We start from the raw sequence: 21,180 nt of genomic DNA, 5'->3' as shown, positions 1-21,180 counted from the left end.
CAGCCGGCCAGTCGTCCCTTGTCCGGGTCCGAGGGGTCGCCGGATCAGGTGAGGTCGATGAAGTAGTCCAGCTCGACCCGGTCCGCCGGGATCACGATGTCGGTGGCGACCTCGACCACCCGGTCCCCGGCGTACGTCTGCCGGGTGATCGTCAGGACGGGCACGCCGCCGGGGATCCGCAACGTCTCGGCCTCGTCCCGGACCGGCATCCTTGCCCGAACCCGCTCCCGGACGCCAGTGACGACGATGCCGAGGCTGGAGAGTTGGCCCGTGTTGCCGGCCGGCCAGGGCTCCCGGTCCGGGTCGGCCACCGGCGTACCCGCGACCATGTCGAGCAGCAGGCACGACGTCGACATCTGCTGCGGTACGCCCTGCGACCTGAACACGAACCGGCGCTCGAGGATCATTGTCCCGGGGTCGACGCCGAACAGTTCGGCTGTCGTCGGATCCGCGGGCACCTCTCGGAACGTCCTGTCCAGTTGGTAGTCCGACCAGCCGATCCGCTGGTCCGCCGTGAACGAGGTGCCCAACTCGCCGGTGCGAACCTGTTCCAACTCCCGGCGATACCGCTCGGAGCCGAGCCGCCGCACCGGCAGGACGGGGCGGGCGTAGGTTCCTCGGCCCATCTCGGTGACGACCAAGCCCTCGCTCCGCAGCAGCGCGACCGCCTCGCGGACGGTACCGCGTGCGACACCGAACTCCTCGATGAGAGCTGACTCCGACGGCAGGATGCTGCCGGGCGGGATCGCGCCGGACAGGATCCGGCGGCGCAGCTCATCGGCAACCCGTCGATAACGAGGTCGGTCGTGCGGGGTAGGCACGTCGGTCACCGTACCCCCGATCAACGTGGTCGTAGCCGCTCGCTCTTCGCATTGATCCTGTCTAAACGGCCTATCTAGATAGGTGTAACTTGTTGTCCGGGCGGCCGGCACGGTTAGTGATCTAGGGGTAGGCGCTTCTGGGTCGGTCGTCCCTCAGGCTGGCACGACATCGACTGGCCCACGTCGGGTTCGGCCGTCGCCATGGCCCTGACGTCGCCGGTCCCAAGAGCCCATCACGGGCCGCAACGACCAAAGGAGCGGAGGTCAACGTGAACCTATGGGAGCGGTGGCGAACCCGCCGCGACCGTCGACGCCGGGTCCGGGATTACCGGTGGGACGGTCGCCGCTGGTGCCGGGTCCATGGGCCGAACCGGTGATCGGCCCATGGGCGCGCTGGGAGCGGTTTGCCGCGCGACAGCGCCACCGCGAGCGACGCCGACGGACACACCCCCGCCGACACGTACGACTGCCTGAAATGTGAGTACCCCTGGCCATGCCCGCAGGCTCGTCTGGCCCTGCTCCTCGGCTTCGCCGGGGACCGGGTCGGACTGATGATCTACCTCGGTGCCCGTCTTGCCCGCGCCCTGGAAGCGTTGCCCGATCGGCACCCCGCATTGATCGTCGGGCAGATCCTGCACTGGGTGCCCCGACGCAACTGACCCACTTCACCGTCGCGCGCCCGACTCGTCCAGGTCGGGCAGCAGCCGGCGACCCGCATAGCGCGTCCCGCCGCCAGCCGCGACCGCGCCGGACCGCAGGTGTTCCGGCCGCACGATCCGGTCTGGTCATACCTCGCGCGACGACTGTCGAGCTGGGTGCACAGGCGGGGCGCGACATTCCGGGCATTCTGTTGGAGCTGTTGGGCGCGTAGGCGGGGCAGCTCGACAGTCTCCGTCCGAGGAACCGTCTGGTCCCACCGCGGCGACCACTACGTCGGCCTGCCGGGTGCGCCGATCCCATCAGGGTGCTTCCCAGTGGTACCACTCCACCCGACGCCAGTCACGAGCGCCGCGCCGAGCCTGTTCCAGGTCCGTCACGCGCCGGCCACAGTGCGTCGACACGTCGCTGAGCTGGGCAGACGTCCGGCCGAACCGGGCCGGTGCCACTCGACTCGCGGGTGTCGTACCGGGGCCGTACCGTTTTCCTCAGGTGCTCTGACGACCAAGGACGGTGAGGGCGAGATGTCCCGAGAAGGCGATGTCAACCAGCCCACTCGTGAGTTCCCCGGCTACGCGAAGGGAAAGGCCACCCCGCCGGAGCCGGCCGACCCCTGGTCCGACAGCGCGTCGGACGGGACCCGGGAGTTCGACGCCGACCCGGCCCGGCCGGAGCGGTCCGACCCGGAGCCGGCCGGTGCCGGCGGCGGGCGGTGGGGACGCGGCGTGTTCGTGCTGGTCGGCATCATCGGCCTGGCCGCCGTGCTGGTGCTCGGGGTGCAGGTCAGCGGCATCCTGCCGGACTGGCGCAACCCGTTCACGAAGGAGGAGACCGACCGCAGCCAGCCGCCGCTGCTGAAGTCGATCCAGGACCTCAGCCGCTACGTGGCCGCCGAGGGCAACTTCGAGGTCGTCGTCGACCTGGAGAACAACCGCAAGTACGTGCCGGAGTTCCTGCTCGGCGAGCGCACCCTCTTCGTCGGGGCCGGCACCGTCGACGCGTACGTCGACTTCGGAGCGCTCCGCGACGACGCGGTGGTGGTCTCGGAGGACCGGAAGTCGGTCGAGATCAAGCTGCCGGCGCCGCAGCTCGGCGAGGTCAACCTGGACCTGGAGCGCAGCTACGTCTTCGCCGAGAAGCGCGGCATCCTCAACCAGCTCGGCGAGGTCTTCGGCGGCGACCCGAACCGGCAGCGCGAGGTCTACCTCAAGGCCGAGCAGAAGATCGCCGACTCGGCGAAGAGCAGCGGGCTCGGCGAGCGCGCCCAGGAGAACACCCGGAAGATGCTCGACCAGATGCTCCGCTCGCTCGGCTACGAGCAGGTGACCATCAGCTACGTCCAGCCGTGACCGGAGCGGGCCTGTCCGCGCTGGCGGCGCCGCCCGCCGACGAGCCACCGTTGCTGTTCGCCGCCGCTGTCTGGTCCATCCTGGTCATGGCGGTGGTCCTGCTCGCCAACCTCGCCGTGCACCTGCTACGGCACTGGATCGGCCGCCTCGACCGGCTGGTGGAGGCGGCCCGACAGGACGTCTACCTGGCCCACGTCCGGGGGCCGGCGGCGGCGGTGATCGTCGCGGCCACCAGCGGGTACGGCATCAACATCCTCACCGGGGACGCCGACTCCCTGCTGGCGTACCTCGGCCTGCTGATGGCGTTGCCGCTGCCGCTGGCGATGGTCACCTGGGCCGGCGTGCAGGCGGTACGGCAGGCCGACTTCGAGCAGGTGTGGCCACCAGAGGCGATCCCGGTCGACGACCGGGTGAAGGTCAGGTACGTGCTGCGGCGGGTACGTGCCGACGCGGACCGGCTCGCCGACCTGCCGGCCGGGGAACTCGACCGGTTCGGCGCGTTGGTGGGTAGACTCTGCGAGGAGACGGTGCCGGCGCTGCACGCCCGGCGTGACCGGCGGCTGCGGCGGTGGCTGGCTGACCACCCGGTCGTCGCCGCCGGGCTCGGAGTCTGGGGCGGGCTGACCATCGTCGCCGTCGCGGTGGGGGTCGGGTCCGGGTTCGCCGGGCCGCCCTGGCGGATCGTCGCGGTCGTGGCCGGTTTCGCCGCCGTGGTCGCCGGCATCCAGGCCGGGCTGCTTACGGTGCTGCGCAGGCGCAGTAGGTACCGGTGCGCCCGGCTCGCCGACGAGGTCGAGGCGACCGCCGGCGGCATTCGGCGGCGCATCACCGAACAGCGGTTGGGCCTGGCCGGGGAGTTGACCGTGCCGCCCGGCCGGCAGCGGCGCCGGAGCTGAACACCCGCCGGGGGCGGAGCGTTCGGCAGCGGGGCCGGCACGCCGGGCCGGGCCTGTCGGTCGGTGCGCCCCGAGGCGGTCAGTGGTGCGCCGCGAGGCGGTCAGTGCGCCGCGACGTAGTGGCGGTCCTCGTTCGGCATGATGATCCAGAGCGCCAGATAGATCACTACCTGCGTGCCGGGAAGCAGCAGCGACAGGATGAAGAGCAGCCGCACCATTCCGGCGGACATGCCGAAGCGGCGGGCCAGGCCGGCGCAGACGCCGGCGATCATGCGGTTGTCCCGGGGGCGGGTGAGCTTGCGGCTCATCGTCGTCTCCTCGATGCGATGGAACGGGCGGCTGATTCCACGGTAGGAACGCGGGGGCGCGCCGCCCTCGGCCTCCAGACGGATCCGGACACCCCGTACCCGTAGGTACTTACCCGGGCGGGCCAGCCGGACACCCGACGTGACGGCCCGAGCGCGGAGCCCGCGCCGCAGGCCGGGCGCGCCGAGCGCACAGGCCGGGCGTGCCCAGCGCCGCAGGTCGGGCGTGCCGAGCGGGGTGGAGCGGGCCGAGGTAGGCTCGCGGACCGGCAGCTCAGGGGCGGGTTCGGCGGATATACCGGTGACCGCCCGGCGGCCGGTGGGCGGCAACGGGGCCGGCCCGGGAGGAGTTTTCGATGATCAGCGCCTTCGACCTGTTCACGGTCGGGATCGGGCCGTCCAGCTCGCACACCGTCGGGCCGATGCGGGCCGCCCGTACCTTCGCGGCCGGGTTGAAGGCGGACGGGCTGCTGGCCGAGACGGCCCGGGTACGCGCCGAACTCTTCGGCTCGCTCGGCGCCACCGGCCACGGGCACGGCAGCGGCCCGGCGGTGCTGCTCGGGCTGCTCGGCGAGGCGCCGGAGACGGTGGACCCGGACGGGGTTCCCGACGCCGTGGCGGCGATCCGGCCCGGTGGCCGGCTGGCCGTACTCGGGGTGCACGAGGTCGACTTCGACGCCGACCGGGATCTGGTGCTGCACCGCCGCCGGTCGTTGCCGTTCCATCCGAACGGGATGACGTTCACCGCGTACGCCCCGTCGGGTGAACCGGTGCGGACCCGGACCTACTACTCGGTCGGTGGTGGGTTCGTGGTCGACGAGACCGCGACCGGCGCGGACCGGATCAAGCCGGACAGCACCCGGGTCCGGTACCCGTTCACGACCGGGGCGGAATTGCTGAGGCTGACCGCCGGGACCGGGTTGTCGATCAGCGGGATCATGCTGGCCAACGAGCGCTCCTGGCGCAGCGAGGCGGAGGTCCGTGCCGGCCTGCTGGAGATCTGGCGGGTGATGCGCGAGTGCGTCGACCGGGGCAGCCGGCGGGCCGGGACGCTTCCCGGCGGGCTGCGGGTCCGGCGCCGCGCCGCCGAGCTGCGGCGGAGCCTGGAGGCGGATCCGGGCTCGGCGGACCCGCTGCGGGTGATGGACTGGGTGACGCTGTTCGCGCTGGCGGTGAACGAGGAGAACGCGGCCGGCGGCCGGGTGGTGACCGCCCCGACGAACGGGGCGGCCGGGATCATCCCGGCGGTGCTGCACTACTACACCCGGTTCGTGCCGGGGGCGTCCGAGGAGGGCGTACTGCGCTTCCTGCTCGCCGCCGCCGCGATCGGCGTGCTGTTCAAGGAGAACGCGTCGATCTCCGGTGCCGAGGTCGGCTGCCAGGGCGAGGTCGGTTCCGCCTGCTCGATGGCGGCGGCCGGGCTGGCCGAGGCGCTCGGCGGCACCCCGGCGCAGGTGGAGAACGCCGCCGAGATCGGCATGGAGCACAACCTGGGGCTGACCTGCGATCCGGTCGGCGGGCTGGTGCAGATCCCGTGCATCGAGCGGAACGCGGTGGCCAGCATCAAGGCGATCACGGCGGCCCGGTTGGCACTGCGTGGCGACGGGGAGCACGCGGTATCCCTGGACAAGGTGATCAAGACGATGCGGGAGACCGGCGCCGACATGAAGGTCAAGTACAAGGAGACCGCCCGGGGCGGCCTCGCGGTGAACGTCATCGAGTGCTGACCCTGGCCGTCGGGTAGCGTTGACGGGACAGCCGGGAAGACGTTCTATCCCGGTCGATCCCTGTTAGGGCGATTTTTCCGACTGTTACCCTATGTCGGGCCCGAGCGATCGGACCAGGACGAGCCCCGGGAGGCGGCCGTGACGTCTGGCGTGGTGGCGGTGTGGTCGCACCGCAACACGCTCCGGCTGCTCGTCCGGCGGGACCTGGCGGTCAAATACCAGCAGTCGGTGCTGGGCTACCTCTGGTCGCTGATCGAGCCGCTCGGCATGGGCGTCATCTACTTCTTCGTCTTCGGGGTGCTCTACCGCTCGGCCACCGACCGGCACCTCGGGGACGCCGCCGAGTCGTACCCGCTCTTCCTGATCACCGGGATCTTCGCCTGGATGTGGACGAGTTCGGCGATCAGCGAGGCGACCGCCGCACTCACCGGGCAGGCCCGGCTGATCACCACGATGAACCTGCCCCGCGAGGTCTTCCCGATCGGCCGGGTCGCCGGCAGGTTCGCCGAGTACGTCGCCGGGCTGCCGATCCTGGCCACCATCGCGATCGTCTACGCCTCGCTGGACCGGATCGAGATCGGGGTGTCCCTGCTGGCCCTGCCGCTGGCCGTGCTGATCCAGGCCACCCTGCTGGTCGGGATCGCCCTGCTGCTCTCCTCGCTCAACGTGCTGATGCGGGACATCGAGCGGCTGATGCGGCTGGTAACCCGGGTGCTCTTCTACGCCACCCCGATCATCTATCCGCTGACCCTGGTCCGGGACTCGTCGCTGCCGGACTGGGTCAAGACCGGGTACGAGCTGAACCCGCTGGTCGGGATCTTCCAGCTCCACCACGCGGTCTGGTACCCGGACGAGTTCCCGGACGCCCGGCTGCTCGGGGTGTCGGTCGGCGGCAGCCTGCTGGTGCTGCTCGCCGGCTGGTGGGTGTTCCGCCGCCTCGAACCCGCCGTGCTGAAGGAGCTGTAGTGGCCGGCGGAACTGTGCCGGCCGGTGCGACGGGGGAGCCGTAGTGGCTGGGGCGATGGTGCAGGCGGAGAACCTCGGCATCCGGTTCGTCCGCAACCGGCGGCGCAACCTGCGGCTGCGGGAGATGTTTATCCACCGGGGGCGCCGGCAGCCGGCCGCCGGGGTCTTCTGGCCGCTGCGCGGCGTCTCCTTCTCGGTCGCCCCCGGCGACACCGTCGGGATCATCGGCCGCAACGGCACCGGCAAGAGCACCCTGCTCCGGCTGATCGCCGGGGTGCTGATCCCGGACGAGGGCCGGATCCGGGTCGGCGGCGCCGTCGCACCGCTGCTGGAACTCTCCGCCGGCTTCTCCAACGACCTGACCGGGCGGGAGAACGTCCACCTGCTCGGCTCGCTGCACGGGCTCAGCCCGAGCTTCCTGCGCCGGCACTTCGACGAGATCATCGAGTTCTCCGGCGAACAGATCGCCAAGGCCATCGACACCCCGGTCCGGCACTACTCGTCCGGGATGAAGGTCCGGCTCGGCTTCTCGGTGATCGCCCAACTCCAGCACCCGGTGCTGCTGATGGACGAGGTGACGGCGGTCGGCGACGCCGACTTCCGGAAGAAGTGCTACGACACCATCGACCGGCTGATCGCCGAGGGCCGTACCGTGATGCTGGTCTCGCACAACGAGAACGATCTCACCCGGTTCTGTAGCCGGGGACTCTACTTCGACGGAGGACGATTACGGGTGGACGGCACCATACGCGAGGCACTTGACGCATACCACGACGTGGTCAGGCCGTGATGCTGGCGATCCTGCTCACCCCCACCCGGCCGGGCGCCCCGCTGACCCGGCCCGACGGCCTGCCACTGGCCGCCCGGCTCCGCGACCAGTTGCGCGCGGCCGGCGCCCGGGACGTCGTACTCACCGACGATCCGGGGCAGGTCGCCGTGCTGGCCGGTACCGCCCGGGAGCCGGTGCTGCTCTGCTCCGGCGACCTGGTCGCGCACAGCGCCGTGCTCCGGCACCTGGCCAGCAGCCCGATGCCCGGCACCGTCGCCCTGGTGCTGCCCGAGCCGGGCGCCGGCCCGGTCGGCGTGGTCGAGGACCGCAACCAGGTGGTCGCCGCCGGCCCGGCCGGCACGCTCGGCGCCGCCGCCCCGAGCGGCGCCTCCGGCGGAGCGGTACGCGTCGCCGTCGCCGACCTGCCCGCCCTGGCCGCCGCCGCCCGCGCCGTCGCCGACCAGACAGCGGCGGAGACCGCCGTCGCCGACCTGCCCGACCCGGGCGTCGGGGCGGCTGCGGTGCCGGCCGCCGCCGGCGGCGTGGTCCAGGTCGTCGCCGACGGCGGCGTGGCGCAGGCCGTCGCCGCGCCCGGCGATACCGGGCCGGCCGGTTCCGTGCCGCTGCTGGACCGGCTGATCGCCGGGCTGACCCGGCCCGATCCGGCGACCGGCCGCGACGTCACGATCTTCGCCCACCGGGTGCGCCTGCTCGTCGCCCGCCGGGTCGCCGACCCGACCGGGCTGGCCGAGGCCGAGACGGCGGTGGCGGCCGTGGACGCCGACCGGGCCGAGCTGCGGCTCTCGGTCAAGGAGAAGGACGACTTCTTCACCACGTACTTCGTCAGCACCTGGTCCCCGTGGGTGACCAAGCTCTGCGCCCGGCTCCGACTCACCCCGACCGGGGTCACCGCGATCTCGGTCGCCTTCGCGGTGGCGGCGGCGGCGCTCTTCGCGTTCGGCGACCGGCCGGCGCTGGTGGCCGGCGCGGTGCTGCTCTACCTCGGCTTCGTGCTCGACTGCGTCGACGGGCAGCTCGCCCGGTACACCAGGCAGTTCAGCCCGTGGGGCGGCTGGCTGGACACCATCGCCGACCGGGCCAAGGAATACCTCGTCTACGCCGGCCTCGGCATCGGGGTCGAGCGGGCCGGCGGCCCCGGCTGGGCGCTGGCGATCGCCGCGATGACCCTGCAAACCGTCCGGCACATGACCGACACCTGGTACGGCGCGCTGCACGACGAGGCGGCCAGGCGACCGAAACCGGCGGCCGGGCAGGGCTCCGGCGGGCTCGGCGACCGGCTCAGCCAGGCGTCCAACCGGGTGCAGGCGGACACCGGCTCGCTCACCTACTGGGCGAAGCGGACCGTGGTCTTCCCGATCGGCGAGCGGTGGGCACTGATCTCGCTCACCGTGGCGATCCTCAGTCCGCTGGTCAGCCTGGTCGCCGTACTCGCCTGGGCCGGGTTCGCGGCGCTCTACACGCTCGCCCTGCGTACCCTGCGGGCCCGCTCGATGCGGGTGGCGGTGCTGACCGGCGTCGACACCGGGCTGCACCGCGACGACGGGCCGGCGGTGCGCTGGCTCAGCACGCTCGGCCGGAGCGCCGGGCTGCCCGGCCCGCTCGTGCTGGCCCTGCTCGGGGTGGCGGCCGGACTGGCCCTGCTCGGCGCCGGCCTGGCCGGGGTCGGCACCGGGCCGGCCCGCTGGCTGGTGCCGCTCGGCGTACTCGTGGCGCTCCTCGCCGGGCTGCCGGCGGCGAACCCGCACGGCGGCGCACTGGACTGGCTGGTCCCGGCCGCACTGCGGGCCGCCGAATACCTGACGGTGATCGGCACCGGGCTGCTCGTCGACGCCGACGGCGCGGTGATCTTCGCGCTCCTCTTCGTGCTGGCGCTGCGGCACTACGACCTCACCGCCCGGCTGGAGAAGCGGGAGCGGGCGCCGCTGCTGCACGCGCTCGGGCTCGGCTGGGACGGCCGGCTGATCCTGCTCGCCGCCGCCGTACTCGCCGGGCCCGGCTTCGGTCGGCTGGCCATGCTGCTGCTCACCGGCTACCTATCGGCGATTTTCGTGGTGAACGCGCTGCGAGGCTGGGTACCCAGGGACATTCCCGCGCCACGACAGCCGGCCGACGCCGCCGTCGGGTCCGGTGGCCACCCCGCCGCGCCCGCCGCGTTCGTCACCGCCGGGGCGGGAGAGGGGCCCGTCGCGACCCCGACCCGAGCCGACCCGGCCGGGCCGGCACAGCGGCGGGCACCGGAGGAGAGGACGCCGCCGGTGCAGTGACACGGGCACCTTCGCGCGGGCGGCGCGGCGGAGAGGAACGCATGACGCTGCCAGCGGGGGTACGGCGTCGATGACGCTTGTCAGTTTCGTGGTACCGGTCTACCGGGTGCAGGGCTACCTGCGGGAGTGCCTCGACTCGATCCTCGGCCAGCCGGTCGAGGACATCGAGGTGGTGGTGGTCGACGACTGCTCGCCGGACAGCTGCGGCGAGATCATCGCCGAGTACGCCGCCCGGGACGACCGGGTCCGGGCGGTGACCCTGGGCCGCAACGTGGGGCTGGGCGAGGCCCGCAACACCGGCCTGGACCAGGCCACCGGCGAGTACGTCTGGTTCCTGGACAGCGACGACTGGCTTGTCGACGGCTGCCTGCCGGCGGTGGCCGAGCGGCTGCGCCGGGTCGGGCCGGAGGTGCTGCTGGTCGACCACGTCCGGGCGTACTGGGACCACCGGGTCCGAGGCGGTGACCTGGCCCGGACGGTGCCGGACTCCGGCGACGGGGTCTGCACCGTCCGGGACCGGCCGGAGCTGCTGGAGGTGCTGCACACCGCCTGGAACAAGGTGGTGCGCCGCCGGTTCCTGCGCGACGCCGGCCTGCGCTTCGGTCCCGGCTGGTACGAGGACGTGTCGTTCAGCTATCCGGTGCTGCTCGCCGCCGGCCGGATCAGCGTGCTGGACGAGGTCTGCGTCAACTACCGGCAGCGGCGGTGTGGTGCCATCACCCGGACCCGGGACGACCGGCACTTCGAGGTGTTCCCGCACTGGCACCGGGTCTTCGACCTGATGGACCGGTGGGGGCCGGAACACGACGACCTCCGCCCGCTGGTCTTCGAGCGGATGCTCTGGCACTACCTGATCGTGCTCGGCAACGGCCGGCGGCTCTCCCCGGAGCTGCGCCGCGACTTCTTCGCACAGGTGGTGGCGGACTACCGGCGCTGGCTGCCGCCGGGCGGCTACCGGGTGCCGGGCGGGATCGACGGGGTGAAGCACCGGCTGGTGGCCGGCGACCACTGGTGGGCGTACGCCCTGCTGCGCGCGGTGCACCACGCCCGGGGCGACGCCCGCCGGCTGGTCCGCCGGGCTCGCCGGTCGACTCCGCCGAGCGGGGTGAACCGGCTGCCCGGCCCGGCCTACCTGGCCCGGCTGCCGGGGCCGCTGTCCCGGGTCGCCGGGCTGGCCCGGGAGGGGCTGCTGCGCGGCTACTACCGGGTCCAACTGCGCCGCCGGCTGGATCCCACGCTGGCGGTCTACGCCGCGTACTGGTATCGCGGCCACGCCTGCAACCCGGCGGCGATCTACCAGCGGGCCAGCGAGCTGGCTCCCCGGGTCCGGGGCGTCTGGGTGGTACGCCGGGACCGGGTCGCCGGCCTGCCGCCCGGGTTGCCGTACGTGGTGGCCGGCAGCCGGCCGTACTTCCGGGTGCTGGCCAGGGCGAAGTGGCTCGTCAACAACGTGAACTTCCCGGACTACGTGGTCAAACGCCCGGGTTCGGTGCACGTGCAGACCCACCACGGCACCCCGGTCAAGGTGATGGGGCTGGACCAGCAGGACTATCCGCGCGGCGCGGCCGGACTGGACTTCCCGGGGCTGCTGCGCCGGATCGACCGCTGGGACTACAGCGTCAGCGCCAACACCTTCTCCAGCCAGATGTGGGAGCGGGCCTATCCGGCGGAGTACCGGACCCTGGAGGTCGGCTATCCGCGCAACGACCGGCTGGTGAACGCGGGGCCCGCCGAGGTCGGGGCGGTGCGGCGGGCGCTCGGCATCGACCCGGGCGAGCGGGTGGTGCTGTACGCGCCGACGCACCGCGAGCACCGGCCCGGGTACTCGCCGCCGTTCGACCCGGCGGCGCTGCTCGACGTCCTCGGCCCGGCGGGCCGGGTGCTGGTCCGCGGCCACTACCTCGACCCGGCCGCCCCCACCGTCCCGGGGGTCGTCGACGGACGGGACCGGGTGTTGGAGGTGACCGGACACGGCTGCGTCGAGGACCTCTATCTCGCCGCCGACGTGCTGGTCACCGACTACTCGTCGGCGATGTTCGACTACGCCACGCTGGACCGGCCCATCGTCGTCTACGCCCCGGACTGGGCCGAGTACCGCCGGGAGCGCGGGGTCTATCTCGACGTGCTGGCCGAGGCACCGGGGGTGGCGGTGCGGGACTTCGCCGGCCTGCTGGCGGCGTTCCGGACCGGTGTGGTGGACGGACCGCCGGCCGCGCTGGCCCGGAGCCGCTTCCGGGAGCGGTTCTGCGCCCTGGACGACGGCCGGGCGGCCGAGCGGGTGGTCCGGCGCGTCCTGCTCGGCGAACCCGACTGACCGGCTGCCCGGCACGTTGTCCACAGCGTCCCGGCCACTCGTACACATGTTCCATCCACAGCCTGTGGATAGCACATGTGTACGACGGGTGGACCGGTGCTCAGTCCGCCGGGGCGGCGGGGCGGCGTACCCGCTGCCGGAGTCGGTCGGCGGCGAGCCCGGCGTACCGGCCGGCGACGAACCGGGTGGCCGTGGCCAGGGACCGGATCCCGCCGACCGGGATCGTCTCCACCCCGGCCAGTGCCGCCCGCCGGGCCCGCCGGTCCGGCCGGACCACCTGCCGGGGGCGGGGCGAAACCCAGCTGCTCTCCGGCAGCAGCCGCAGGTCGACCACCCCGAAGTCGTCGCCGCTGACCCAGCGCCGCCCGGCCACCTCGGCGACCACCTCGGCGAGTTCCTCGGCCGGGCCGCGCACCCGCAACGCCCGGCTCAGTGCCGAGGTACGCCAGAGCGACAGTCCGTCGTCCGGGGTGGCCGCCCCGACCGGCAGTACCCGGAGCAGCCCCACCTGCCACTGGTCGGCGACCGCCACCAGCCGGCGTACGGTGTCGCCGTCCACCCCCAGGTGCGACCCGACCTCCAGCAGGTAGGCGGCCGGGTACGCGGTGCGGGGCGGCTCCTCGGCCAACTCCACCCGGGGCTCCGAGCGGTACGTCGCGGCGAGCAGTCGACGGTCCAGCAGCGGGTCGGCCAGTACCGGGCGCCGGTCGTCGGTCAGCTCCGCCCAGTGCGCCACCAGCACCACCCGCAGGTCGGTCTGGTCCCCGGCGAGCAGCCGGTCGACGCAGGTGCGGACCATCTCGTACGGCCCGTCGGCCCGGACCACCGCCACCACCAGCGGTACGGCCCAGCCGCGCTGTGCGGCGGCGCGCAGGTAGCGGGGCTGCGGCATCAGGTCGGCCAGGAACGGCCGGTTGTACCGGCGCAGCGCCTCGCCCCGGGTCATCATGTGCGACCGCCCGAGGTGCCAGCTCCTCGCCCGGGGTTCGGGCACGAAGACCGCACCCGCCTGGGCCAGCCGGTAGCCGAACTCGGTGTCCTCGCCGAGCCGCAACCCGGGGTTGAGCCCGCCGGTCTCGGTGTAGAGACCGCGGGACAGTGCGGCGGTGGCGCCGACGTGGGCCCGGAAGTTCAGGTGGTCGCCGCCGCGGAGCTGGTCGGTGGCGTCGATCAGGCGTTCCACGTACTCGTGCGGTTCGGAGTCGTCGAGCCGGAAGAGTTGGTCGGCGGTGCCGCCCGCGCAGCTCTCGGCGACCTGTTCCGGGGTGGGCCAGTCGGCCTCGACGAACCGCTTGTAGCCCAGCGTCACCGCCTCGTCGCTGACGTGCTGCCAGCGGGCCTGTGCCGCGACGTGCTCCGGGAAGACCACCATGTCCGCGTCGAGCCAGTGCAGGATCTCGCCCTCGCTCCGCGTCGCCCCGGCGTGCAGTGCCGCCGACCGGCCCCAGCCGTCGCCGTGCTCGGCGAGCCGGAGCAGCCGGCAGTTCTCCGGGCGGAGCCGGGGCAGCACCAGCGGCGGGTCGCTGCCGTCGTCGACCACCACCACCTCCAGCAGCCCGGACGGATAGGTCTGGGTCGAGAGCGCGGCCAGGGTGAGGTCGAGGGAGCGTTGGCAGTCGTGCGCCGGGATGATCAGCGAAACGGACCGGCTCGGCTGCCACTCGCCCGGTTCGGGCGGGCTGAGCCGGCTCCAGTCGTTGCGGAACAACCGGACCGGGGAGCGGGCCGTCGTGGCCCGGGTGCGGCTGGACACGCGGCACAGTGTAACCATCCCATCGCGGAGCGCTGACAATTCATCCCGCGCGGCGGGTGTCGGTCGAGGAATCGGTCCGGTTCTCGACTACCTTGAGTGTCTTCGCGACAGCGTCGCGTAGCTCGGCGCCCATGGTCGGCCGACGAAAGGATCGGCGTGCCAGGCAGGGACGACCCGGAGAAGTACCTCCGCTGGCGGATCGCCGTCGGTGAACCCGGCGGCCGGCGGCGGTGGCCGCTGGCCACCCTCGGCTCCCGGCTGACCGAGATAACCGGCCCGCCGCCGGGCCGGCCAGCCGGGCCGGGCACGGCGACCCTGGCCGGCACAGAGCGGTCCGGACCCGACCGCACCCCGGCCTGGCCCCGGATCTTCGTCGGCCGGATCGCCGTGGTCGCCCGCTCGGTGACCTGGCTGCGGCACCTGCTCGACCATCCGGTCGGGCTGGCCCGGGTACGCCGGCTCAGCGTCGCCGTGCAGGACTGGGAGATTCCGCAGCGCGGCTGGTCCGGCCGGCTGGGACCGGTGCCGCACCTGCTCACCCAGCGGGTCACGCTGCCCCGGCACGACCGGGGGCGGGCGGTGGTCGAGATCGAACTGCGCTGGTCGGTGCCGCTGCGCTCGCTGCTCGCGGCCGTCCTGCCGGTGCTCACCCCGATCCGGGCACTGCCCAGTCCGGGCAGCCCGGAGGTCACTGCCCAGGACGTCTTCCCCGGCTGGCTCGGCGCCGGACCGAACCTCGCGGTCGTCGCGGGCACCCTGCCGGGCAACCCCGACGTCCGGCCGTACGACCTGGTGCTCCGGCCGGACGGCCGGGACCCGGCGGTGCGGGGCGACGACGCCGGTACGGCGTACCGGGCGGCGCTGGCCGTGGACCGGCTGGGCGTACCGGACGCCTCCGACGGCGGTCGGACCGGGCCGGTACTGCTCGATGCCGAACACGCGGTGCCGGTCGGCCGGTACGGGCCGTTCGGGCCGGACGCCCCCCGGGCCGAGTTGACCTTCTGCGCCGGCCCGGACGGCGGGAGCTGGCAACTGCGGGGACCGGCCGGGCTGGACCTGCGGGGGCGGCTCGACCGGCCGTGGCTGGACGAGTCGACCTGGGCGGCGCTGGCCGGGATCGGCGTACTCGACTGCGTGGTGCCCGGGCGGCGGCCCCGGGCCGAGGCCGCCCTGCTGCTGCACCTGGCGCTGGCCGGGGTGCTGCTGCGGGTGCCCGAGCTGCCGGTCGCCTGCCGGGCGCAGCTGGCCGACGAGGTGGTCGAGCTGTTCCGCGCACCGCTGCCGCAGCGCCCCGGCGGCCGGCCCGACCCGCAGACCGAGTTGGAGTGGGAGGCCCGGACGGTACGCCAGCGCCGGGCGGTGCTGCGCCGGCACGCCCGGGGCTTCGCGCTGCCCCGGCTGGCGGCGGCCACCTTTCCCGGCCTCGGCGCGCTGCCGTCGGTCTCGGTGCTGCTGGTCACCCGTCGGCTGGAGCACGTCCTCGACGCGGTCGGCATGGTCGCGGCGCAGCGCTATCCCGAGCTGGAGATCGTGCTCTGCCTGCACGGGGTGGGACTGCCGGTCGGGCTGCGGCAGCGACTGGCCGACTGCGGGCGGCCGGTGGAGGTGGTCGAGGTGCCGGCCGGGCGGAGCTTCGGCGAGGCGATGACCGCGGCCACCGCGCGGGCCCGGGGCACCCTGGTGACGAAGTTCGACGACGACGACACGTACGGGCCGGAGCACGTCTGGGACCTGGTCCTCGCCCGGCACCACTCCGGCGCCACGCTTGTCGGCAAGGCGGCCGAGTTCGTCCACCTCGGCGCGCTGGACACCACCGTGCGGCGGGACGCCGGGGCGGCGGAGAGCTTCGCCCAGGTGGTGGCCGGCGGCACCATCCTGGTCGACCGGGGCGACCTGGCCGAGGTCGGCGGCTGGCGCCCGGTGCCGAGCTCCGTCGACCGGGGACTTCTCGACCGGGTACGCCGCTGCGGCGGGCTGGTCTACCGGACCCATCCGCTCGGGTACGTCTACCGGCGCCGCCCGGCCGGGCACACCTGGGACCCGGGGCTGGAGTACTTCCTCCGGGACGGCGGCGCACAGTGGACCGGGCTGCCCCGGCACGGCGAGTTCGGCACCGCCGGCGCCGACCCGGCACCGCCGACCGGCCGGTGGAAGTTGCGACAACGGAGCCCGAAACGAGTCTGGTAACCGTCATGTCACAACGTGAACATGGCACGTTTACCCGATGGGCTTCCGTGATGATCCTCGTCACAGTCATTCCGGGGCCGGCCAAAACGCTGCGGGGAGGTGACGGTGACTACCGTCGCGCTCAAAGACGTCACGAAGGTATTCCCGGACGGGACAGTGGCTGTCGACAACGTCAGTCTCGACGTCAACGACGGTGAGTTCATGGTGTTGCTCGGCCCCTCGGGCTGCGGAAAGTCCACCGTACTGAGGATGGTCGCCGGGTTGGAGGATCCGACAAGCGGCGCCGTGCTGCTCGACGGCGAACTCGCGAACGAGCTGCCGCCCCGGGACCGTGGAATTGCCATGGTGTTCCAGGATTTCGCGTTGTATCCACACATGTCGGTGGGTGCGAACATCGCCTTCCCACTCCGGCTCTCCGGAGTCGAGGAAGGGCCGCGCACCGAGCGGGTGGCCGACGTGGCGAGCGCGCTCGGCATCGGCGACGTACTCGGCCGCAAGCCCAGCCAGCTCTCCGGCGGCCAGCGGCAGCGGGTGGCGATGGGCCGGGCGATCGTCCGGCGGCCGGGCCTCTTCCTGATGGACGAGCCGCTCTCCAACCTGGACAGCGGCCTGCGCGCCGAGCTGCGGGCGGAGATCTCCGGCCTGGTCCGCGAGCTGGGCGTCAGCACCATCTACGTCACGCACGACCAGGCCGAGGCGCTGACCATGGCCGACCGGGTGGCGATCATGCGCAAGGGCGTCCTCCAGGACGTCGGCACCCCGACCCAGGTGTACGGCCGCCCGGCCACCCTCTATGTCGCCGCGTTCCTGGGCAGCCCCCGGATGAACCTGCTGGAGGCGACCGTCTACGTGCACCTCGACCGGTACGTCGCGCTCAACTTCGGCGAGCAGGCGCTCTATCTGCCCTGGGACGACATCCGGGCCCGGGCGGTGGCGCACTACCACGGCGAGCGGATCGTGGTCGGGATGCGGGCCGAGGCGCTCACCCCGGTCGCCCCGGACGCCCCGGGCGACGTGTTGCAGGGGCGGATCCGCTATCTGGAGCACCACGGGCACGAGTCGCTGGCGTTCCTCGACATCGGGGCGACCGCGATCGTCGTCGACGACCTTGGCGGCCCGGTCACCGAGGAGCGTTCCGGCGGGGCGGGCCGGGGTCTGAGGCGGCTCGGCCAGGTGATGCAGCGGCTGACCGGGCGGGCCGTCGGGCCGACCCAGCCGACCCAGGAGGCCCAGGGCGGCCGGGGCAGCGTGCTCGACCCCGGCCGGCACCACCGCCGGCCGGCCGAGCTGGCGGTACGCCTGGCGCCGTACCCGGCGGTCACCTCCGGTCACCCGATGGCCGTCTCGGTACGCATGGACGCGGTGCACTTCTTCGACGAGCGCGGCGACCGGATCGACGTGGGGTGGCGCTGACCGCCTCGGGTCCCTTAACGTTCTTCGATTCCCACCGTCGACGGTGGTCGGAGTGAGGAGTACCGCTCGTGTCCCAGGAACGACCCGGCCTGCTCGTGATCGAGCGGATTCTCCGTGACCGGCAGGGCATCTGGCAGCAGATAGTCGACGAGCGCGACCTGAACGCGCTGACCGGCCGGATGATGGCCAGCTCGGCGATCGCGCTGGCCTGTTACGGCGCCGTGCTCGGTGCCTTCCAAAGTGTCCTGATGGCCCTGACCTCGGCGGTGAAGCTGCCGCTGCTCTTCCTGGTCACGCTCGCCATCTGCCTGCCCACGCTGTATCTGTTCAACCTGGTGTTCGGGGCCCGGCTGTCGGTGCGGCAGGCCATCGCGATGGTGATGGTAGCGATCACGGTGACCGCGATGCTGGCCGTGGCGTTCGCGCCGATCAGCCTCTTCTTCCTGGTCACCGCGCCGGACTACGCCTTCTTCAAGCTGCTCAACGTGGCGATCCTGGCCCTGTCGGCGCTGGTCGGGCTGCGCTTCCTGACCAGCGGCATGCAGGTGCTCAACGCGCACGGCCTGCTCGCGCCGGCCAACCAGCCCGCCGCGACCGCCGGTCAGCCCGCCGTGGCCGTGCCGGCCCAGCAGGTGTCGCAGCCGGCCACCGCCGTGCCGGCGCCCGGGAACGTCCCGCCGGTCCCGGTCCCGGTCGCGGTGGGCGCTGCGGGCGGCGAGGCGGCGGCTCCGGCGAGCACGGCCAACGGGGACGGCCCGACCACCCCGGTTCCGTCCGCCGCGCCGGCCGGGTCTGCCCAGCCGACGCCCGCCCAGCCGACGCCCGCCCAGCCGGCTCCGGCCGAGACGGCGGCTCCGGCGCAGGTGGCTCCGGCGGCTCCGGCTCTCGTGCCGGCGGCTCCGGTGCAGGTGGCCCCGGCCCAGCCGGCACCCGGTTTCTACGTGCCGCAGTACGGCTACCCTGCCGCAGGCCCGTACCCGGTCGGACGGCCGGGCGGCCCGCACTCCCCGGCCGGCGGCCCCCGCCCGGCGAGCATGACCCTGCTCTACATCTGGATCCTGCTCTTCGGGTTCGTCGGCACCCAGCTGGCCTGGACGCTGCGGCCCTTCTTCGGCAACCCGGACCAGCCGTTCGCGCTGTTCCGCAGCATCGACGGGAACTTCTACGCGGAGATCCTGCGCAGCCTGGGCAGCCTCTTCTAGCGCCTCGTCTTTGCGGGTTGCCCGGGTGACCCCTTGATCGGGCATCTCTTGGTGGCCGTCTTCCGGCCTTTCATCGCTGGGCGGACGGCCCGGCTGACCGGACGAGCGGCCCGGCGGCGGAGCGGGGGATAGTCGGCGCGGAGACTGTCGAGCTGGGTGCACAGACGGGGCACGGAAGCCCGGATTGCCGACGTGGTGCTGCGGTTCGAGTCGGCCGGCAGGCCGGGAGCGGGGTTCGGGGTAGGCCGGGAGCGGGACTCGGGCCGCCCGGGAGGGTGGGCGCACAAGCGGGGCAGCTCGACAGTTTCCCCGGCGACCATCCCCACGCCCGCATCTCACGGGGCCTTGCCGACGGAAGTTACCAGCGAGTAGCGTACGGCCATGTCTCCCGACGTACGGCAGATCGCCGCCGGCCTGCTCGAGGCCGTACCGTTCGCCCGGACCCTCGGCTTCGAGCTGGTCGAGGTGGCCCCGGACGGGGCCGGCGGGATCCGCGCCGTCGTCCGGCTGCCCGACTCGCCGCCGACGTACAACCACGTCGGCGGCCCGCATGCCGGGGCCCTCTTCACGCTCGGCGAGACCGCCTCCGGCGCCGTGGTGCTCGCCGTGTTCGGTCAGCTCTTCGAGCGGGCGGTGCCGCTGGCCACCAGGGCGGAGATCCGCTACCGGCGGCTGGCCATGGGAGCGGTCCGGGCCACCGCCCGGCTCGGCCGCCCGGCCGCCGAGGTACTGGCCGAGTTCGAGCGCGGCGACCGGCCGGAGTTCCCGGTGTCGGTCGAGATCGGCACCGAGGACGGCGTGCCGACCACCGCGATGACCGTGCACTGGACACTCAAGCCGCGCTGAGCCACCCACGCCGCCTGCCGCCCGCCGGAGCCCGGAGGATCTCGTCCGGGTCTCCCTGAACCGTCCCTGACTTCCGCCGCCGGCTATGGACGCGGCACTACATATGAAGGGAGCCTACATGTAGTCAGCTGAGTTATGGGAGGTGTCGGAATGGCCGGCGGGGGATCGCGGCGCTGGCTCCGGGTGCTGCTCGGAGTCTTCTCGGTCGTACTGCTGCTCTGCGGAATCGGCACGGCGGCGGCCACCTGGGGCTGGACCCGTGCGGTCGTCGACACCACGGGAGAGGTGGACTTCGTCAACCGGCTGGCCGTACCGCCGCTGGCGCCGTCCCGGATCGACGACCGGGGACGCCGGGTCTTCGACCTGCGGGCCCAGCCCGGCCAGCGGGACTTCGGTCCGGGCGGACCGACCCACACCTGGGGCTTCAACGGCGACTACCTCGGCCCCACCCTGCGGGCCGAGCGCGGCGAGGAGGTGCTGGTGAACGTCGTCAACGGGCTCGGCGAGCCGACAAGCGTGCACTGGCACGGCATGCACCTGCCGGCCGCGATGGACGGCGGGCCACACCAGATGGTCCGGCCCGGCGCGACCTGGTCCCCGCGGTGGAAGGTCGACCAGCCCGCCGCCACGCTCTGGTACCACCCGCACCCGCACGGCGCCACCGCCGAGCACGTCTACCGGGGGCTGGCCGGGATGTTCCTGCTCGACGACGCGCCGTCGCGGGCGCTCCCACTGCCCCGCCGGTACGGCGTCGACGACTTCCCGGTGATCGTTCAGGACCGCAAGTTCCGCTCCGACGGGCGCTTCGACCACGGCCGGGGAGCCCTCGGCGGGGTCGGCATCCTCGGCGACACCCTGCTGGTCAACGGCACCGTCGGGCCGTACCTCGACGTGACGACCGAGCGGGTCCGGCTGCGGCTGCTGAACGGCTCCAACGGGCGGACGTACGACTTCGGCTTCGCGGACGGGCGCGGATTCGCGCTGGTCGGCACCGACGGCGGGCTGCTGGCCGCCCCGCACCAGACCGGCCGGATCCGGCTCTCGCCCGGCGAACGGGCCGAGATCGTGGTGTCGGTGCGCCCCGGCGAGCGCCCGGTGCTGCGCAGCTTCCCGCCGCACACCGGCGTCGACTTCCTCAACAGCCGGTTCACCGGCGGCGACGACACCTTCGACGTGCTGGAGTTACGGGCCGCCGGCACGCTCGCACCGGCGCCCGAGGTGCCGAGGCGACTGGTCCCGGTCGACCGGCTCGACCCGGCCTCGGCGGCCGAGCAGCGGCACTTCCGGTTGAGCGGCCGGCAGATCAACGGTCGCGCCATGGACCCGGACCGGATCGACTTCGCGGTCACCAAGGACAGCACCGAAATCTGGGAACTCGACAAACAGGACGGTACGCCGCACAGCTTCCACGTACACGACGTGCAGTTCCAGGTGCTCTCGGTGGACGGGGCGCCGCCGCCACCGGAACTCGCCGGCTGGAAGGACACCGTACTCCTGACGGCCGGGCGGCCGGTCCGGGTCATCGCCCGGTTCGCCGACCACGCCGACCCGAACGTGCCGTACATGTTCCACTGCCACATCCTCGACCACGAGGACCAGGGGATGATGGGGCAGTTCGTGGTGGTCGAGCCGGGCCAGCGACCGGGTCGGCCACCAGCCGGCCACGGTCACGGCCAGCACCGCTGACCGG

Annotated in this window: 15 protein-coding genes and 2 pseudogenes; 13 read left to right on the top strand and 4 right to left on the bottom strand. The window is 73.2% G+C overall.

Annotation, left to right across the window (positions count from 1 at the left end; all coding sequences use genetic code 11):
- Positions 1 to 44: 44 nt before the first annotated feature.
- The gene (locus O7626_RS31090; protein WP_278064584.1) at positions 45 to 821 is read right to left on the bottom strand and encodes a GntR family transcriptional regulator; all 777 of its coding nucleotides are present in this window, start codon (positions 819 to 821) and stop codon (positions 45 to 47) included.
- Positions 822 to 1,225: 404 nt separating this feature from the next.
- Here O7626_RS31090 and O7626_RS31085 point away from each other — a divergent pair, with 404 nt between their 5' ends.
- Positions 1,226 to 1,480, top strand: a complete 255-nt coding sequence (locus tag O7626_RS31085) for a flavin reductase (RefSeq protein WP_278064583.1) — start codon at positions 1,226 to 1,228, stop codon at positions 1,478 to 1,480.
- Positions 1,481 to 1,486: 6 nt separating this feature from the next.
- Here O7626_RS31085 and O7626_RS31080 read toward each other — a convergent pair.
- Positions 1,487 to 1,597 (bottom strand): annotated as a pseudogene (locus O7626_RS31080) (bifunctional 5,10-methylenetetrahydrofolate dehydrogenase/5,10-methenyltetrahydrofolate cyclohydrolase); the annotation flags it as partial.
- Between the two features lie 405 nt (positions 1,598 to 2,002).
- On the opposite strand from O7626_RS31080, the gene O7626_RS31075 reads away from it, so the two are divergent.
- Positions 2,003 to 2,827 carry a DUF4230 domain-containing protein gene (locus O7626_RS31075; protein WP_278064582.1) on the top strand — a complete coding sequence of 275 codons (825 nt, stop codon included), beginning with the start codon at positions 2,003 to 2,005 and terminating at the stop codon, positions 2,825 to 2,827.
- Positions 2,824 to 3,723, top strand: a complete 900-nt coding sequence (locus O7626_RS31070; protein ID WP_278064581.1) for a hypothetical protein — start codon at positions 2,824 to 2,826, stop codon at positions 3,721 to 3,723. The genes O7626_RS31075 and O7626_RS31070 overlap by 4 nt, the downstream gene beginning before the upstream one ends.
- Positions 3,724 to 3,824: 101 nt before the next feature.
- Here O7626_RS31070 and O7626_RS31065 read toward each other — a convergent pair whose 3' ends face one another.
- Entirely contained in the window at positions 3,825 to 4,031 is a 207-nt protein-coding gene (locus O7626_RS31065; RefSeq protein WP_278066395.1) for a PspC domain-containing protein, read from the bottom strand.
- A 353-nt stretch (positions 4,032 to 4,384) separates the two neighbouring features.
- Here O7626_RS31065 and O7626_RS31060 point away from each other — a divergent pair, with 353 nt between their 5' ends.
- The 5 genes and pseudogenes from O7626_RS31060 (at position 4,385) to O7626_RS31040 (ending at position 12,089) form a co-directional block, all read left to right on the top strand.
- Positions 4,385 to 5,755 carry an L-serine ammonia-lyase gene (locus tag O7626_RS31060; protein ID WP_278064580.1) on the top strand — a complete coding sequence of 457 codons (1,371 nt, stop codon included), beginning with the start codon at positions 4,385 to 4,387 and terminating at the stop codon, positions 5,753 to 5,755.
- Positions 5,756 to 5,893: 138 nt separating this feature from the next.
- Entirely contained in the window at positions 5,894 to 6,721 is an 828-nt protein-coding gene (locus O7626_RS31055) for an ABC transporter permease (RefSeq protein WP_278064579.1), read from the top strand.
- A gap of 43 nt (positions 6,722 to 6,764) precedes the next feature.
- Positions 6,765 to 7,511, top strand: a complete 747-nt coding sequence (locus tag O7626_RS31050) for an ABC transporter ATP-binding protein (protein ID WP_278064578.1) — start codon at positions 6,765 to 6,767, stop codon at positions 7,509 to 7,511.
- Positions 7,511 to 9,592: pseudogene (locus O7626_RS31045) on the top strand (DUF5941 domain-containing protein); the annotation flags it as partial. The gene O7626_RS31050 and the pseudogene O7626_RS31045, both read left to right, overlap by 1 nt.
- A 253-nt stretch (positions 9,593 to 9,845) precedes the next feature.
- The gene (locus tag O7626_RS31040; RefSeq protein WP_278064577.1) at positions 9,846 to 12,089 is read left to right on the top strand and encodes a CDP-glycerol:glycerophosphate glycerophosphotransferase; all 2,244 of its coding nucleotides are present in this window, start codon (positions 9,846 to 9,848) and stop codon (positions 12,087 to 12,089) included.
- A gap of 100 nt (positions 12,090 to 12,189) precedes the next feature.
- Here the strand turns inward: O7626_RS31040 and O7626_RS31035 are convergent, their stop codons facing one another.
- Positions 12,190 to 13,842, bottom strand: a complete 1,653-nt coding sequence (locus tag O7626_RS31035; RefSeq protein WP_278064576.1) for a glycosyltransferase — start codon at positions 13,840 to 13,842, stop codon at positions 12,190 to 12,192.
- 156 nt (positions 13,843 to 13,998) lie between these two features.
- Between O7626_RS31035 and O7626_RS31030 the strand changes: the two genes are divergently transcribed.
- The 5 genes from O7626_RS31030 to O7626_RS31010 all read left to right on the top strand — a co-directional run bounded on the left by O7626_RS31030 (position 13,999) and on the right by O7626_RS31010 (position 21,176).
- Positions 13,999 to 16,029, top strand: a complete 2,031-nt coding sequence (locus tag O7626_RS31030; protein WP_278064575.1) for a hypothetical protein — start codon at positions 13,999 to 14,001, stop codon at positions 16,027 to 16,029.
- Between the two features lie 105 nt (positions 16,030 to 16,134).
- Complete coding sequence (locus tag O7626_RS31025) at positions 16,135 to 17,442, top strand: ABC transporter ATP-binding protein (RefSeq protein WP_278064574.1); 1,308 nt, start codon at positions 16,135 to 16,137, stop codon at positions 17,440 to 17,442.
- A gap of 68 nt (positions 17,443 to 17,510) precedes the next feature.
- Complete coding sequence (locus O7626_RS31020) at positions 17,511 to 18,644, top strand: hypothetical protein (RefSeq protein ID WP_278064573.1); 1,134 nt, start codon at positions 17,511 to 17,513, stop codon at positions 18,642 to 18,644.
- A gap of 381 nt (positions 18,645 to 19,025) precedes the next feature.
- Positions 19,026 to 19,490 (top strand): DUF4442 domain-containing protein, encoded by a 465-nt coding sequence (locus O7626_RS31015; RefSeq protein WP_278064572.1) that lies wholly within the window; start codon positions 19,026 to 19,028, stop codon positions 19,488 to 19,490.
- 150 nt (positions 19,491 to 19,640) lie between these two features.
- Positions 19,641 to 21,176, top strand: a complete 1,536-nt coding sequence (locus tag O7626_RS31010) for a multicopper oxidase domain-containing protein (protein WP_278064571.1) — start codon at positions 19,641 to 19,643, stop codon at positions 21,174 to 21,176.
- The last annotated feature ends 4 nt before the right edge of the window (positions 21,177 to 21,180 follow it).

It is taken from the genome of Micromonospora sp. WMMD1102 (genome assembly GCF_029626265.1).
Lineage (GTDB): Bacteria > Actinomycetota > Actinomycetes > Mycobacteriales > Micromonosporaceae > Plantactinospora.
The sequence above is the reverse complement of the archived record's forward strand: the minus strand, read 5'-3'. Positions and strand labels throughout refer to the sequence as shown.